Source organism: Winogradskyella sp. SYSU M77433 (genome assembly GCF_029911945.1).
Lineage (GTDB): Bacteria > Bacteroidota > Bacteroidia > Flavobacteriales > Flavobacteriaceae > Winogradskyella.
Window position 1 is genome coordinate 444,065 of sequence record NZ_JARYTG010000001.1, and the last position, 14,443, is coordinate 458,507.

Annotated in this window: 14 protein-coding genes; 1 reads left to right on the plus strand and 13 read right to left on the minus strand. The window is 30.5% G+C overall.

The window, feature by feature from the left end:
* Nucleotides 1–63: 63 nt before the first annotated feature.
* Nucleotides 64–726 carry a ribulose-phosphate 3-epimerase gene (rpe, locus tag QGM60_RS01930; protein ID WP_281138544.1) on the plus strand — a complete coding sequence of 221 codons (663 nt, stop codon included), beginning with the start codon at nucleotides 64–66 and terminating at the stop codon, nucleotides 724–726.
* Nucleotides 727–730: 4 nt separating this feature from the next.
* On the opposite strand, the gene QGM60_RS01935 is transcribed toward rpe, so the two are convergent.
* The 13 genes from QGM60_RS01935 to QGM60_RS01995 all read right to left on the minus strand — a co-directional run bounded on the left by QGM60_RS01935 (nucleotide 731) and on the right by QGM60_RS01995 (nucleotide 14,433).
* Nucleotides 731–1,150, minus strand: a complete 420-nt coding sequence (locus tag QGM60_RS01935; protein WP_281138545.1) for a CBS domain-containing protein — start codon at nucleotides 1,148–1,150, stop codon at nucleotides 731–733.
* Between the two features lie 113 nt (nucleotides 1,151–1,263).
* Nucleotides 1,264–3,600 carry a tyrosine-protein kinase domain-containing protein gene (locus tag QGM60_RS01940; RefSeq protein WP_281138546.1) on the minus strand — a complete coding sequence of 779 codons (2,337 nt, stop codon included), beginning with the start codon at nucleotides 3,598–3,600 and terminating at the stop codon, nucleotides 1,264–1,266.
* Nucleotides 3,601–3,607: 7 nt separating this feature from the next.
* On the minus strand, nucleotides 3,608–4,372 hold the full coding sequence (locus tag QGM60_RS01945; protein WP_281138547.1) for a polysaccharide biosynthesis/export family protein: 765 nt from the start codon (nucleotides 4,370–4,372) through the stop codon (nucleotides 3,608–3,610).
* Nucleotides 4,373–4,469: 97 nt separating this feature from the next.
* Nucleotides 4,470–5,576 (minus strand): MraY family glycosyltransferase, encoded by a 1,107-nt coding sequence (locus QGM60_RS01950; RefSeq protein WP_281138548.1) that lies wholly within the window; start codon nucleotides 5,574–5,576, stop codon nucleotides 4,470–4,472.
* Between the two features lie 82 nt (nucleotides 5,577–5,658).
* Nucleotides 5,659–6,408 carry a glycosyltransferase family 2 protein gene (locus QGM60_RS01955; RefSeq protein ID WP_281138549.1) on the minus strand — a complete coding sequence of 250 codons (750 nt, stop codon included), beginning with the start codon at nucleotides 6,406–6,408 and terminating at the stop codon, nucleotides 5,659–5,661.
* A complete protein-coding gene (locus QGM60_RS01960) occupies nucleotides 6,409–6,960 on the minus strand; it encodes a WcaF family extracellular polysaccharide biosynthesis acetyltransferase (RefSeq protein ID WP_348634882.1) in 552 nt (183 codons plus the stop codon).
* Between the two features lie 9 nt (nucleotides 6,961–6,969).
* Nucleotides 6,970–7,926, minus strand: a complete 957-nt coding sequence (locus QGM60_RS01965; RefSeq protein WP_281138550.1) for a UDP-glucuronic acid decarboxylase family protein — start codon at nucleotides 7,924–7,926, stop codon at nucleotides 6,970–6,972.
* Between the two features lie 3 nt (nucleotides 7,927–7,929).
* Complete coding sequence (locus QGM60_RS01970) at nucleotides 7,930–9,084, minus strand: glycosyltransferase (protein ID WP_281138551.1); 1,155 nt, start codon at nucleotides 9,082–9,084, stop codon at nucleotides 7,930–7,932.
* Entirely contained in the window at nucleotides 9,077–10,069 is a 993-nt protein-coding gene (locus QGM60_RS01975) for a glycosyltransferase family 1 protein (RefSeq protein ID WP_281138552.1), read from the minus strand. Before QGM60_RS01975 ends, QGM60_RS01970 begins: the two co-directional genes overlap by 8 nt.
* Nucleotides 10,069–11,445 carry a hypothetical protein gene (locus QGM60_RS01980; RefSeq protein ID WP_281138553.1) on the minus strand — a complete coding sequence of 459 codons (1,377 nt, stop codon included), beginning with the start codon at nucleotides 11,443–11,445 and terminating at the stop codon, nucleotides 10,069–10,071. Before QGM60_RS01980 ends, QGM60_RS01975 begins: the two co-directional genes overlap by 1 nt.
* Before the next feature lie 14 nt (nucleotides 11,446–11,459).
* Entirely contained in the window at nucleotides 11,460–12,269 is an 810-nt protein-coding gene (locus QGM60_RS01985) for a hypothetical protein (RefSeq protein WP_281138554.1), read from the minus strand.
* 15 nt (nucleotides 12,270–12,284) lie between these two features.
* The gene (locus QGM60_RS01990; protein WP_281138555.1) at nucleotides 12,285–13,280 is read right to left on the minus strand and encodes a glycosyltransferase family 2 protein; all 996 of its coding nucleotides are present in this window, start codon (nucleotides 13,278–13,280) and stop codon (nucleotides 12,285–12,287) included.
* Nucleotides 13,273–14,433, minus strand: coding sequence for a glycosyltransferase family 4 protein (locus QGM60_RS01995; RefSeq protein ID WP_281138556.1), 1,161 nt, complete (start codon nucleotides 14,431–14,433; stop codon nucleotides 13,273–13,275). The genes QGM60_RS01990 and QGM60_RS01995 overlap by 8 nt, the downstream gene beginning before the upstream one ends.
* Between the last annotated feature and the right edge of the window lie 10 nt (nucleotides 14,434–14,443).

Genomic DNA, 14,443 nt, shown 5'->3' on the forward strand with positions numbered 1-14,443 from the left:
TATCACTTTTTAAAGTTTGTTTTTTAATTACCTTTGCAAAAAATTAAACACAACACTTTTACAATGGCATCAAAAATTATAGCTCCTTCAATGCTTGCTTCAGATTTTGCTAATCTTCAACGTGATACGGAAATGGTAAATAACAGCGAAGCAGACTGGTTTCATATCGATGTTATGGATGGGCACTTTGTTCCTAACATTTCTTATGGCATGCCTGTTATTGAAGCTATAAAAAAACATGCAAAAAAACCTCTTGATGTTCATTTAATGATTGAAAAACCTGAACGCTATATAGAAGAGTTTGCTAAGGTTGGAGCAGATATTATTACTGTTCATTATGAATCTACTGTTCACCTTCACAGAACACTTATACAAATTAAAGATGCTGGATGTAAAGCAGGAGTTGTACTAAACATTACCACTCCCTTAGTCGTTTTAGAAGATATTTTACCGGAATGCTACATGGTCTTATTAATGTCCATTAATCCTGGATTTGGTGGACAGAAATTCGAAGACATTACCTATAAGCGTATCAAAAAACTACGTGAAATGATAAACGAGCAAGGTTTAGATACACGTATTGAAGTTGACGGTGGTGTTACCGATAAAAACATCAAACAACTCGTTGATGCAGGGGCAGATGCCTTTGTTGCCGGAAGCCACGTTTTTAAAAGTGATAATCCTACCGAAACCATTAAAACACTAAAAAACCTTGCTAATTCTTAGAAGCTTATAGTTGTTTTATCAGGTAGTTTACCAAGTCTGTTGTAGTTACAATTCCGACTAAACAACCGTCCTCTATCACAGGTAAAGCATGAAATTCTCTTTTGGCTAAAATTTTAGCAACCTCTTTAATTGATGTATTAGCATCAACAGTTACTACATTTTTTACCATGACTTGTTCTATGGTAAACATGTTATACACCAAGCTATCGACATCACTTTCAGACTCGTCTACTGCATCAGCAAAACTAATTCTCAACAAATCTGTATAGCTCAACATTCCTATAACTACTTCTCCTGAAACTATTGGAATATGTCTTATTTTATGTCTCTTGAATAATCGCTCTGCTGTCTCTAAATCTCCATCTCTATCCATCGCAATAATATCTGTTGACATTATTGAAGAAATTGGTGCTATATATTCCATAACATTAGTGTTTTATAATTTATACTATTAAAAGTAATTTATAAAACACTTAAAATTCATGACAAATATCATAGAAGTCTATGATTTAAAATGAAATTTGTTGTAATGATGTTTTATTTTTTTCTACCGTAGCCGTAGTTATAGCCGTAGTTATAGCCATAGCCGTAAGACTTATTTGTGTCTACACTATTGATGACATAGGCAATATTTTTCAACTTACCTGAATCAAACAAGTCTTTAGAATAACTAAGTAATTTTTTCTCGGTATAATTTGCTCTAACTAGATAAATAGTAGCATCTGCTAGTTGAGATATCAATAATGTATCTGTAACTAAGATTGTAGGAGCCGTATCAACAATAATATAATCGTATTCTTGTTTTACTTCTTCTATTAATTTTTTAAATCTACCATTTGTAAGTAAATGTGCAGGATTTGGCGGAATACTACCCGATAAAATAATATCATGATTTGGATGTTTATCAAAACCTTTTATCAAAGCTTCTTTCCAGTCATAATTTGTATCATGTAAATAATTTGAAAGTCCTGACTTATGTTTATCCTCTTTAATATGGGTATGTATCTGTGGATTTCTTAAGTCTGCACCTATTAATAGAACTCTTCTGTTAATACTTGACAATGCTAATGACAGATTAATACTAGTATATGTCTTACCTTCTCCTTTTATTGTAGATGTACAATAAATAACTCTACCTTTTTTATCTTTATTAGGTAGAATATAATCTACATTAGAACTCAAAATCCTGAATGCTTCAGCTTGAATCGAATTATCCTCTGGGTCTTTAAAAATTAAGTGCTCATCCTTTACTTTAGGCAATTCACCTACAATTGGAATTTTGGGATTACGAATCATCAAATCTTCTCTTCCTTTAACTTTAGTATCTAAAAGAAGCATAAAATATATAACGCTCAAAGGAATTAACAGTCCACCAACTAAAGCCATTATATAGATACTTTTTGAATTAGGCGAAACAGGTGAAGAATTTGAAATACCATATTCAACCACTTTGATTGAAGGTTCTGTAATTGCAAGATTTATAGCTGCTTCTTCTCTTTTTTGAAGTAGAAATAGATACAAGGTTTGCTTTATTTCTTGTTGCCGCATTATTTCAAGAAGCACTTTTTCTTTAGCAGGAAGACTATAAACTTGGGAAGTGTATTTAGCGTTTTTTCTTAGTAACTGCTGTTTAGATGCTTCCAGTTGTTTTTGATATGAGGAAATGGAAGTTTTAATATTGGATTTTAGATCAGTCAATTGACCGTTAATAATAATAACGTTAGGGTTATTCTCTCCAGCACTAACAGCTAAATTATCACGCTCAATCACCAAGTTGTTATAATTACTGACCAAACCATTGATACTAGAGTTTGTTAACCCTATATTTGAAGGTAATAAATCTGTTTCTTTATTACTACTTAACAATGTTTCTCTTAATAAATCGGAAAGTATAATTTGATTTTCAACATCAAATAATTCCTGCTCAGACATGGTTCTCTGACTTAATCCCAATTCTGCATCTGTCTCTATAGTTATCAAATCATTTCTCTGTTTAAAATCCTTAATACCTATTTCAATAGAATCTAACTCTTCAACCAATAACACAAGACGTTCTTTAATAAAATCTATCGTTCTTTCAGAAACCTCTTTTCTATCTTTTATCCCATCTTGATTAAAAATGTCTATCAATGTATTGAGTATACGCTCATTTTTTGCTCTACTTTGACTATTAAAATTTAATTGTAATAAGTCACTGGTCTTTCCAACTGTATTAACACTTATAGAGTTTTTAAGACCTTTAGTGACTGTATTTACCGGTGCAAGTTTCACAATAAAAGTCTTACCTTGTAACTCTTTAATCTTTGACTTCTTAGTCAAACTCAACTCAAAAGGTAAATTATTAGCTTTTATTGTTGTATCGAACTCGGAGAATATAATGTTTTTATCTTCCTCTCCTTTTGAAACCTCAAAACCATTAGGTGTTATTTTTATAAAATAGGTAGATACTGATTTAATACTATCATTTTCAATTGTTTTAAGAAACCCAAAAGGAAGTCTATCTATTTCTGTAGTAAGAACATTTCCTTCCTCATAAAAACGTTGTGTTAAATCAATCTTCTTAACAACTTCTTCAACAATTCTATAAGACTTTAAAATTTCAATTTCATTTTCAAGATTGATATTTGACCGATTAAAGACAAATGCTGATGAAGGCAATTCAATTCCCTTTGCCTTGTTTAAAATCTTTATTTTAGCACTGGATTTGTAAACTTTTGGAGTATATCTTAGATACAAAACAGCAGTTGCTAAAGCTAATAACACACCTAAAACAAACCAGTACCAATATTTTAAATATTTAGCTATTTCACTTTTTATGAATTCACCTTGATCTGTATTTTTACTAGTGTGACTATTTTTTAAGTCTACATTCATACTCTATCTACCTTGTTATTAATATAATTGTAGAAAATAATATTGAAACAACTGATAACAATGTTCCTACATTTCCAATGAAACCTGCACTTTTAACTTTAGGACTATTCGGATTTACCACGATAATGTCATTTGGTTTTATAAAATTATATGGACCGTTTAGCCAATCTGAAGTAGTTAAGTTTATGTGAGTTACCTTACGGACTCCTTGCATATCCCTCATAATTATGACATCCTCTCTCTTTCCATTTATAGTCAAGTCACCAGCATACCCTAAAGCTTGTAAAAGTGTGATATTTTGCTCTGTGAAATTATAGGTACCTGGTTGATTAACCTCACCTAATACAGTAACCTTTGCATTAATTAGCCTAACATCTACAGAAGGCTCTTTTAAATGTCCTCCTTCTTCTAATAAGTTTCTTAAATACAAAGCAAACTCTTGAGTTGTTTTATTTCCTACTGAAAGCCTACCTAAAACTGGAAAATTAATAGTTAAATCTTCAGATACCAGATACCCTTGCAGCTGCATCAACTGAATACTATTTCCGCCACTATTGCCATTATTGGCTTTATTATAAGGTTTAGCTGATTCAGGTATAAGAGCACTAACGTCAATCCTTAATACATCATTAGGCTGAATTTTTGCATTTGTGTAATTTATTTCATCATTTACCCTAGAATCTACATCTTGTAAATAAAGAATCTCTTTTTTAGTGGCACAAGAAAAACACATACCCACAAAAAAAACTATTAATATATAGCGTTTTAACATTATCTATTTTTTAGCTTAAAACAAATATAAATGAATTATACATCTTACAAAGTAATAATTAAGAAGTAAAGCTTTACTTATCAATATTTTTGACCAATTAGGATCTATTACTACTCGAACGAACTAACCAATCATACAAGAAATATAACGAATATAAAACCGTACCACTAGCTAATAAAATAACGAGTTGCAAATGAATATCTAGTTTTTTGGCTTGAAAAGCAATTACTATAAGTAAAACATTTATAAATACAATAATCGAAGTTGTTTGTTTATGAGTAAATCCTAAACTTAAAAATCGGTGATGTAAATGGTTCTTATCTGCTGAAAAAGGGCTTTTCTTATGGACAATTAGTCTTATAAAGAAGATTCTGAGAGTATCTAACAAAGGGAAAAATAAGAATGCTAAAACCAATATAGGTGAAGAATTTCTGTATACACTAGAGCCGAATTCCTGAGAACTATCAATAAACCTAACAGCAAAAACCGATAAGATAAAGCCTAAAATCATAGAACCCGTATCACCCATAAACATTTTATTACGCTTAGAAAAATTCAACCTCAAGAAAGGAATCAAAGCTCCAATTACAGCTGCTGCCAATACAACCATACTAATATCATTATATCTATAAAAAACAAAACCGAAAGCTACCGTTGCCATAAGCGCTAAACTTCCTGCTAAACCATCTATTCCATCAATAAGATTAAAAGCGTTTATGATTAAGACATAAACAAAAAGGGTAAAAACCACAGATAACCAATAAGGCATTATGGTGATATTCAAAACACCTGACAAACCCACAATTCTAGTATCTGTAAAAATTATAAGTAATAGTGCTGCTATAAGTTGTCCTGAAAACTTTTTACGTGGAGACAGGATGAGGATATCATCCTTTAATCCAAGAAAAAACAAAAGGGTTATACTTCCCAAAATCAACAATAAGCTTTTCGTATCTAACAAAGCCCCAACAATTGTTATAGCAACAACAACACCAAGATAAATACCAATACCCCCCAAATTTGGTACTTTACCTGAATGACTACTTCTGTCATCTGGATCATCCATCAAATTTTTAGATTTTGCAACATTAATAATTGCTGGGTAACTAGATACAGATACTATCAAAGATATAAATGCAGCTACACATAAAAATAAACCTATATAATCCTGAGGGTTAAAATTTTCGAGTAATTCCTTTACCATATTTACCTAAATTCACAATTATTTGTGACTTCCAAAATGTATTAATAATTTAAAAATTCGATAAGATATCTAACACTATACATTAGGTCTTAAATTGTTTGATTTTAGACACGTTTTTCAAAAAAACAGTTAACACGTTTCCTGTATTGTTAGACTTCACAGCCCGATAATCTTCTTTAGTTTTTTGAATAATATTCTTCAAGCTCTTATTACTTGCGCCACCAATTCTCATTTTAACAATGGTTTTAGGGAGATAATGAAAGTTGTAATTAGACTCTTTAAAGATACGTAAAATAAAATCATAGTCCGCTGCTATTTTGTAATCTAGATTGAATCTACCATGCTGATTATAAAGTTCCTTTTTCACATAAAGTGTTGGGTGTGCAGGCATCCAACCCTGTCTAAGTAATTGCGGAGTAAAGTTCTCACTTTTCCAATTACGTACAATATTTTCAGGATTATTAAAAGACACATAATGCAAATCCCCATAGACTCCATCTGCTTCAAAAGTTTTAAAACTCTCTACGATTTGAGAAATACAGTCTTTATCGGCTAAAAAATCATCAGAATGAACGAAACCTACTATATCTCCAGTCGAATTATCTATCCCTTTATTCAGGGCATCGTAAATACCTTTATCTTTCTCAGAAACTATTACAACATTTGAAGCGTTTTGTGATAGTTCTTGAATCTTCTCTAGCGTTCCATCACTAGATTTTCCATCTATAATAACATATTCAATATTTGGATACGACTGACTTAACACCGATTCCATACATTTTTCAATAGTATTGACACTATTATAGGTTGCTGTTATTATTGATACCTTCATTTAGCTTTTAGAAAACACTCTATTCTTTATTTTAACAGCAGGATTACCTTGGTATATACTATAAGCTTCTAAAGTACCAATTGCTACTGAACCCATACTTAATACCGCATGACTTTCAAAAACTACTCCAGGAGCTACACTACTATTAGCGCCAACCCAACTACCTTCTTTCAAATAAATTGGCGCAACAATTAAATCGAAACTTGTAGATTTATAATTGTGATTACCACATTGCAACAAAGCACCTTGGGAAATACATACATTATCTTCAATTGTAACGATATCAAGATTATCTATCCAAACCTCTTCTCCAATCCAACAATAATTGCCTATTTTGAGTTTCCAAGGATATTTAATGTTAACATTAGGCTTTATTACAACACCTTTACCTATCTGCGCACCAAACATTTTCAATATAAACACTTTTAAACCAGAAAAAACATTCCATGAAGCTTTCAAAAAAACGAAATTGAACAGGTACCAAATAAGGCATTTTAATTTGGAACCTGGTTGATACCAACTATTGTTATATGAAGACAAATCTGTTTTCAAAGAATGAAATTATATAATTGAATCGTCAGATTTTAATAAGTCATCAAAATATTTAATAGTATGCTTCAGCCCTTCTTTTAATTGAATTTTCGGTTCCCAGCCATTTAACTCTTTGTGAGCTAAACTAATATCTGGCTTACGTTGCATTGGATCATCCTGAGGAAGAGGCAGGTGTATGATTTTAGATTTTGAACCAGTAAGGCTAATAACTTCCTCTGCTAATTGAAGCATTGTGAATTCTACTGGATTACCGATATTTACAGGACCTACAAAACCATCTCTACTATTCATCATTCGTATGGTCCCTTCAACCAAATCATCAACATACTGAAAGCTTCTTGTTTGGGTACCATCTCCAAAAACCGTAATATCATCACCTCTTAATGCTTGTACAATAAAATTTGAAACCACTCGACCATCTTTCGGATGCATTCTTGGGCCATAAGTATTAAAAATCCTGATGATTTTTACATCTACCTGATTTTGATTGTGATAATCCATAAACAACGTTTCGGCACAACGCTTTCCTTCATCATAACAAGAACGTAAACCGATAGGGTTAACATTTCCCCAATAAGATTCTGGTTGTGGATGAACATTTGGATCACCATAAACCTCACTTGTAGATGCTTGTAAAATTTTAGCATGTACTCTTTTTGCAAGCCCCAACATATTTATAGCTCCCATCACAGAAGTCTTAACCGTTTTTATAGGATTATATTGATAGTGCACTGGTGAGGCTGGACAAGCTAAATTATAGATTTCATCTACCTCTACCATGTACGGATTAGTAACATCGTGTCTAACCAACTCAAAGTAATGATGGTCCATTAAATGCTCTATATTACGTTTTGAACCTGTAAAGTAATTATCTAGACAAATAACCTCATTACCTTCATTTAATAAACGTTCACTAAGGTGCGACCCTACAAAACCTGCTCCTCCGGTAATTAAAATTCTTTTCATAAATCATATATTAATAGCGTTCAAAAATAAGGTTTTATTTTGTTCTAACAGCTCTGGGTTTTCTGTAAATTTTTTAGCATAAACTATTGACGCACTACTCCATCTACTAAATTCTTCATTATCCATAGCAGCAAAAAAATCTAGAGTCTTTACAAATCTATCTGTGTGAAAAATTGGTATATCAAAACCTATATTTTGCTTTTCCAAATCCTTCCATGGGGTTTGATCTGAAATTATAACAGGGCAGCCATTTTGCCAAGACTCCATTATAACATGACCAAAATTTTCATGATGAGTTGGTAAAAGTAAGACATGTTGATCTTTTAAATAATTTACGATTTCAGAATGCTGAATTGCACCTAAATATTTCACACTGATATTCTGAGGCAATTTTTCTTGTTCGTGTTTACATTTTTTCCAATATTCCTCTTCTTCAATCGGACCAATTATACTAAAGTTAATATGATATCTTTCATTAACTTCTGAAAGAAATTTAATCGCACTCAACAAATTCTTTTTGAATGATATTCTTGATAGAAAAAATACATTTATCTTATTAACCTCTTTAACCTTATGGAGATTAGTTAAGTTTATTTTACCCGATAAGTTTGGTGCTATCAAAACTTTAGACTGATCCCCAAAACATTTTTTTATTTCCAGCATTTCACTTTCAGCTGTTGCGTGCCATGTTATGTGCCTATGAAATCGCAATACCTTAAATAAACTCAAAAAGAGCTTTTTCTTTATTGGCTTTATACTTAACGCACCTTTGCCTAGCATACCTCTTGGGGCTAGAACCTTTCTTATCATGACATTTCTATATAATATAAGGGGTATCAAGGTGAATTTTTTTGAAAATATTGAATTGAAGTATATAACATCAAAATTTTCTTTTAAAAGGAAATTTTTATAAAACCTATATGTCTGATGTTGAGAATCAATATACACGATTTTATAACCTTCTCTTTCTATCCAAATATTGAGATATTTTTGGTCTATATCTAATTGTTGGTCTATATCTGAATTTGATGTTGCGACGTAAACATCAAACTCTTCCTTAATATAGTTTATCAAATTAGCAACAGATTGTATGGGACCACCTGCCTTATATGCAGGCAAAAACCAATCAATCATTATTAGTAGCTTTTTTTTAGCCATTTATAATATTTTTATATATCTCTATATATTTTTGAGCTATAATATTTGCACTAAACCTCTTAGAGTTATCGTATCCTTTTTTTATCAAATCTCTACGATATGATTCATTATTTATAACTTTTAAAATACCTTTTCTAATAGAGTCACAATTATAGGGGTCGACTAATGAGGCTGAGTTATTAGCTATTTCACTCATTGCTCCTACATTAGATGTAACAACTGGCCTACCTATAGTTTGAGCTTCTATAATTGGCATACCAAACCCTTCATAAAGTGATGCAAAACATAAAAGATCGCACTCTTTATATAATTCCACTATTTCGTAATCAGATATATCTACATAGTTAAAATATTCTAGTTTATATTCACTTAAGATTTTTTTCTGATCATTTTTAAGTTTACCTATTATAGTTAAGGAACATTGAATTCCTGATAAAGCTTTAAAAATTCTCTTTAAATTTTTATTTTCCTTAGTCCCAACACATAAAATATTGGGTCTATTTGTATTGAACTTTTTTGGCGAATTTACATAACCTGCACCTATCGGATTATTAATAACTACAACTTTTGATTTCACAAAAGGAATATATTTATAGACCTCATCTTTCGTATAGTTTGAAATAACAGTGATTTTTTTTACGAATAATACTGGCAACCAAAACCATAAAGCAAGCATAAAAAATCTTTTGATTGGATTTCCTTGTAGAGCAGAAATCATATCATGAATTGTTAAAACTGTATTTCTACCAGAAGTTATAGCAATATAATTAACATGGCCAGTAATATGGTTTACTTCTTTTCTGTTATTCCTGACAAATTTTAAATTTTCTACTATTGATTTAAAACTAATTTTTGACTGAGGTAATTCTAACCTCTCTACTTCAATTTTTTTTTCTAAATAAGGCTGAATTGTATTAAATACAGTTTCAATACTATAAAACCCAGCTTGCGATTTTCTAAAAAATAGACCTAATTTTAACTTCACTATCTAAGAAAATATTTATTGAAAATTTTGAACATAATTTTACGAATTAGCAAAATAGGAATTATATAAGTAATAAAATTCCCCATAACTTTCATCATGTTAAAACTATATACACTTAACAAAAAGTAAAACGGCACTATAAAAAGTACTCCCCAGAACATATTTGGGGATTTTATAAGTAAAAAATTCATGCTCCAACCAAAAACAACTCCTAAAAACATCAATAAGACCATCATTCCATACACACCAAAATCTATATAAGCATCAGTCATAAATCCAATACTATGAGACGCTTTCCCATTATCCCAAAGCTCTAATCGTGTATATTTATTGGTATGATCTGAGTCGTCAACTACAGCCTTTTCTGGAAAAAAAATTCTTGGCTTAAAATAAAAAAATGTAGACTCTTTAATTATTTCGCCTCTCTCGTAAGGTATATATTGAGGCACATTTCTCAGAACAATTGAGAAAAACTCAATATAACTTACCCTATCTAATAAAGCTTCTGTAGCAAACCCCACATCCTCTAGAGAAAATTCAGAGGCTTGATTAAAGAATTCACTAATGGCGTCAGATTTGTCTACAACAACTCGTTGAGAACGCTCACCACCAGAGAGATATTCCCTATAATCCTTTTTTATAGCTGTCCAAAAAACACCAAAAGAAAGAACAAAAAGAAATATGACTGAGAACTTTAATATAGTCTTGGATTCTAGTTGATTTTGCAAAGAGAGTAAAGCAATAACTACTATTAAAATTATATCTTTAAATCCTGAAAAATACCCTGTAAAACCTATAAAAACTTCTAAAACTAAAACAAAATAAAGTACCTTTTTACTTTCGTTAAAAAAATTACAGTATACAAAAGTTAAAACCAAAAGACCCCATTTCAATTTAGAAAATGCTGTTACAATTGTATTAATACCTGGTAAGCTATTTCTAAAAGCTAGCAAAAAAGAAATACCTAATGAAAATAGGATATAATTCCTCAAAACTTTTTTGGGATCGTAATCAAAACTGATTTCCTTTAAAATATCAAAATTAGCAAACCTCTTTTTCAAAGGTAAATAAATACCTATTGAGAAAAATATTAGACCTATATTACTGATATAATTAGCTTGATAGATAAACTCATCATCCTTATGGAAACTAAATTGCACATCCAATGTTGAGTTGGTTAAGCTCCCGTAAATAAGTTTGATATTAATTTGCAACCACTGAAACAACAAAGCAAGAAATACTGTTAAGAATATTGGGTTTCTTAACTTGAAAAACATCCCTACTATAAACAATAAAGGAAAAAGTGAGATTAAGGAATTGAGGAAATGGGGGCCAATAATAGAAGTAAACAATATGAATACTGATAATATAGACATTAATCTTTTTTGACTTACATCCATAATGACTCTTGCTTTAAAACTTCTAATATTTTTTTCAAATTCTTGCGAGAAAAAAACCTAATTTTTAATTTCTTAGTCTTTGACTTTTTTAGTAATGATTTTTCAAAAACGCTATTAACATCAATAGTTTTTAAATTTATATTAAAACGAGAATTTAAATTTTCTGTTATTAAATTATAATTTTCTAGAAAAAAATCTAACTCAAAAATAACAACATCATCAGGGTATCTTTTTTTAAAATCTAAAATGTTGTTATTATAGACACTCCAGGCTCTATAAGCCTCTCTTTTCTTTAAAATCAAAAGTAATGGATAAAACAACAAATGCTTAAGCCTTATTATTTTACTCATACCCACACCTTTTTTTAATTTATGTTTATATCTTCTGATCAAAGAATTTTCAACCTCATCATAATGTCTAAAAATTGCGATACATTTTACATTTGGTAATTTTTCTTTCCAAGCTTGTAAGTATAACGTGGTTCTAGGTTCTTTCCATCCCCAAAAAGTTTGATTGCTACGTTTCTTTAAAAATGAATTAATTTTATTTTCTGTGGATTTTTCAAAATCCAGATTTCCTTTTATATCACCTTTAATACCTCGTGTATCAAGCCCCTTTTCCTTTAGGTCAGTTTCATGAATTTTTAAGATCTCTAAATCTTCAAAATGGCCTTTTTTGTTATCAAAGCCGTGTGAAAGTAAATCTTCTCCAATAAATAACCCTGATTGTTGAAGTAGATTTCCTGAAAGCGATGTTCCAGACCTATGCATTCCAGCTATTATTATAATATCTTGAGACAACTGACTATGTTTAGTTTAATGAGTTTTTAACTTTTCTAGCTTTTTGTAAAATACAATTTTATAAAATTTAGATTCTAATCGCAAAAACCTCAAAACTCTAACTACTGTCCACTTTACAAACATTAAAAATAAATCATCGTACTTTTTAAGTTCTTTAATATAGCGCTTTCCTAACTCTAAATCATTCTGCTTTAAAATATAGAAATATTGATTTAGATAAGTTGGGTATACTTTCCATTTAATAATCTTATTTAAATGTTGCCTTAATTCAGGCTTTAAAGTTGACAAATAGCATTGATATACTTCGTAATTTTCCTTCATTCTAAAGAATGATGCTTTTAAATCCCTACTTAATTGACCAGTATGCTGTCGGACATTTACTAAAATATTACCATACATTCCAACAGGTGCATCCTTAGAGAGTAAACACCACATTTTAAAATCTCCAACATAAATCATAGACTCATCAAAATAACCCACCGACTCACAAGCTTCTTTAACTAAACAAACATTAGCGATATTTCCAGAAATACTTCCAAATAGTAATGAGCTTATAGCATGATTTTCTACAGAAATAGTTTTATTATTAAAAACTGTTGGACGTTTTAAGTAATTTCCATTAACATCTATACCCTGAAGTCTAGAAAAACTGAATTTAACCTCAGGGAATTCTCTATGAAACCTTACCATTTCGACAAGACAATTAGGTAACATGATATCATCTTGGGCCCATAAATGTACTAAATCTGCTTTTGCTTTTTTTATTAGCAAATTTAAAGTTGGAAACAGACCTTGATTTTGTTCATTTTTATATAAAGTGACCCTAGGGTCCTTTAGAGTTTTTAAAAATTCATAACTTTCATCTTTGGAGCAATCATCACAAATCAAAAATTCGAAAGTAATCTCTGAATCATCTTGTCTTAATACCGATTCTACTGATTGCTGTAAAAATGCCATCCCTGTGTAAACAGGTAATACTACACTTATATCTGGCTTAGAGACCTTATTCATTTAGTTCGTTTTCAAAAGCTTTTACAATATTGCTAAAGTTATAACTCATAATTTTTAATCTTGCTTTTTCACCCATTAATTTTAGCTCACTTTTGTTCAAATTCACAAGTATATCTTTCAACTCTAACAAATTATCATAACTAAAAACAAAACCTGTTTTGTTTTGAGAGACTAAGTCCTTAACACAGCCAACCTTATTAGATACTATTACAGATCTACCACTGGCCATAGACTCATTAACAGCTAAACCCCATGTCTCACCAGGTCCTTTTGATGGAAGACAATAGACATCTGCCATTCTATATACCAAAGGCATCCTTTTTTGATTTTGAAAAGTTAAAAACTTTATATCATCATTTTCAAACTCTTTTAATTTTTCCTCCAAAGGACCACTACCAATTATTAGTAGCTTTAATAATTCTCCTCCTTCTTTTTTAGCTTTATTGAAAGCTTTGATTAAAAAATCAGGCTGTTTTTTAGATTCTAATTTACCTGAGAAAACGATTAAAATATCCTCTGAACTATATCCTAAACTTTCTCTCCAATTTTTAGCATCAATTAAGTAATTAGGATTTTTTTCATCACTAAATCGATCATTATCTATAGCGTGAGGGGAGCAAACTAACTGATCAGGTTTTAATCCGTGCTTTAAAAAATAGGCTTTACTTGCCTCTCCAACAAAAAAAGCCTTATCTACGTAACTATAAACTTTCCTCAACACCAAACGTCTTAATGTTGTCTTTAATCCGACAACCTCATCCAATAATGTAGAATCACCTCTAAACCAAACAGGAATCTTTCCTTTAAAATGACGCATAGCCAAAAGATGGCTTTTAAAATTCCAACCAAAAAACAGTATTGCATCAGGCTGAAATGCTTCAATCTTAGCTATCAATGTTGGATTATCTATACCAAAAAAATGGTGAGAACCAGGTTTTTTAGACACATTATCCACAAATTCATAATCATAGCCTTCTCGTAATGGTATATCCCATTTTATTGTTTTACCAAAAACTTTATCCTCCACAGACTCGTTAGTCTGAGACCAAGTATAAAACACTTTTAAACCAAGTTTATTCCTTTTTTCTAACAACTGAAATAAAGGAGCATAATACTGAATAGGATGACTTATAACTACAGCTATTTTTTTCATTCTTCAGTTA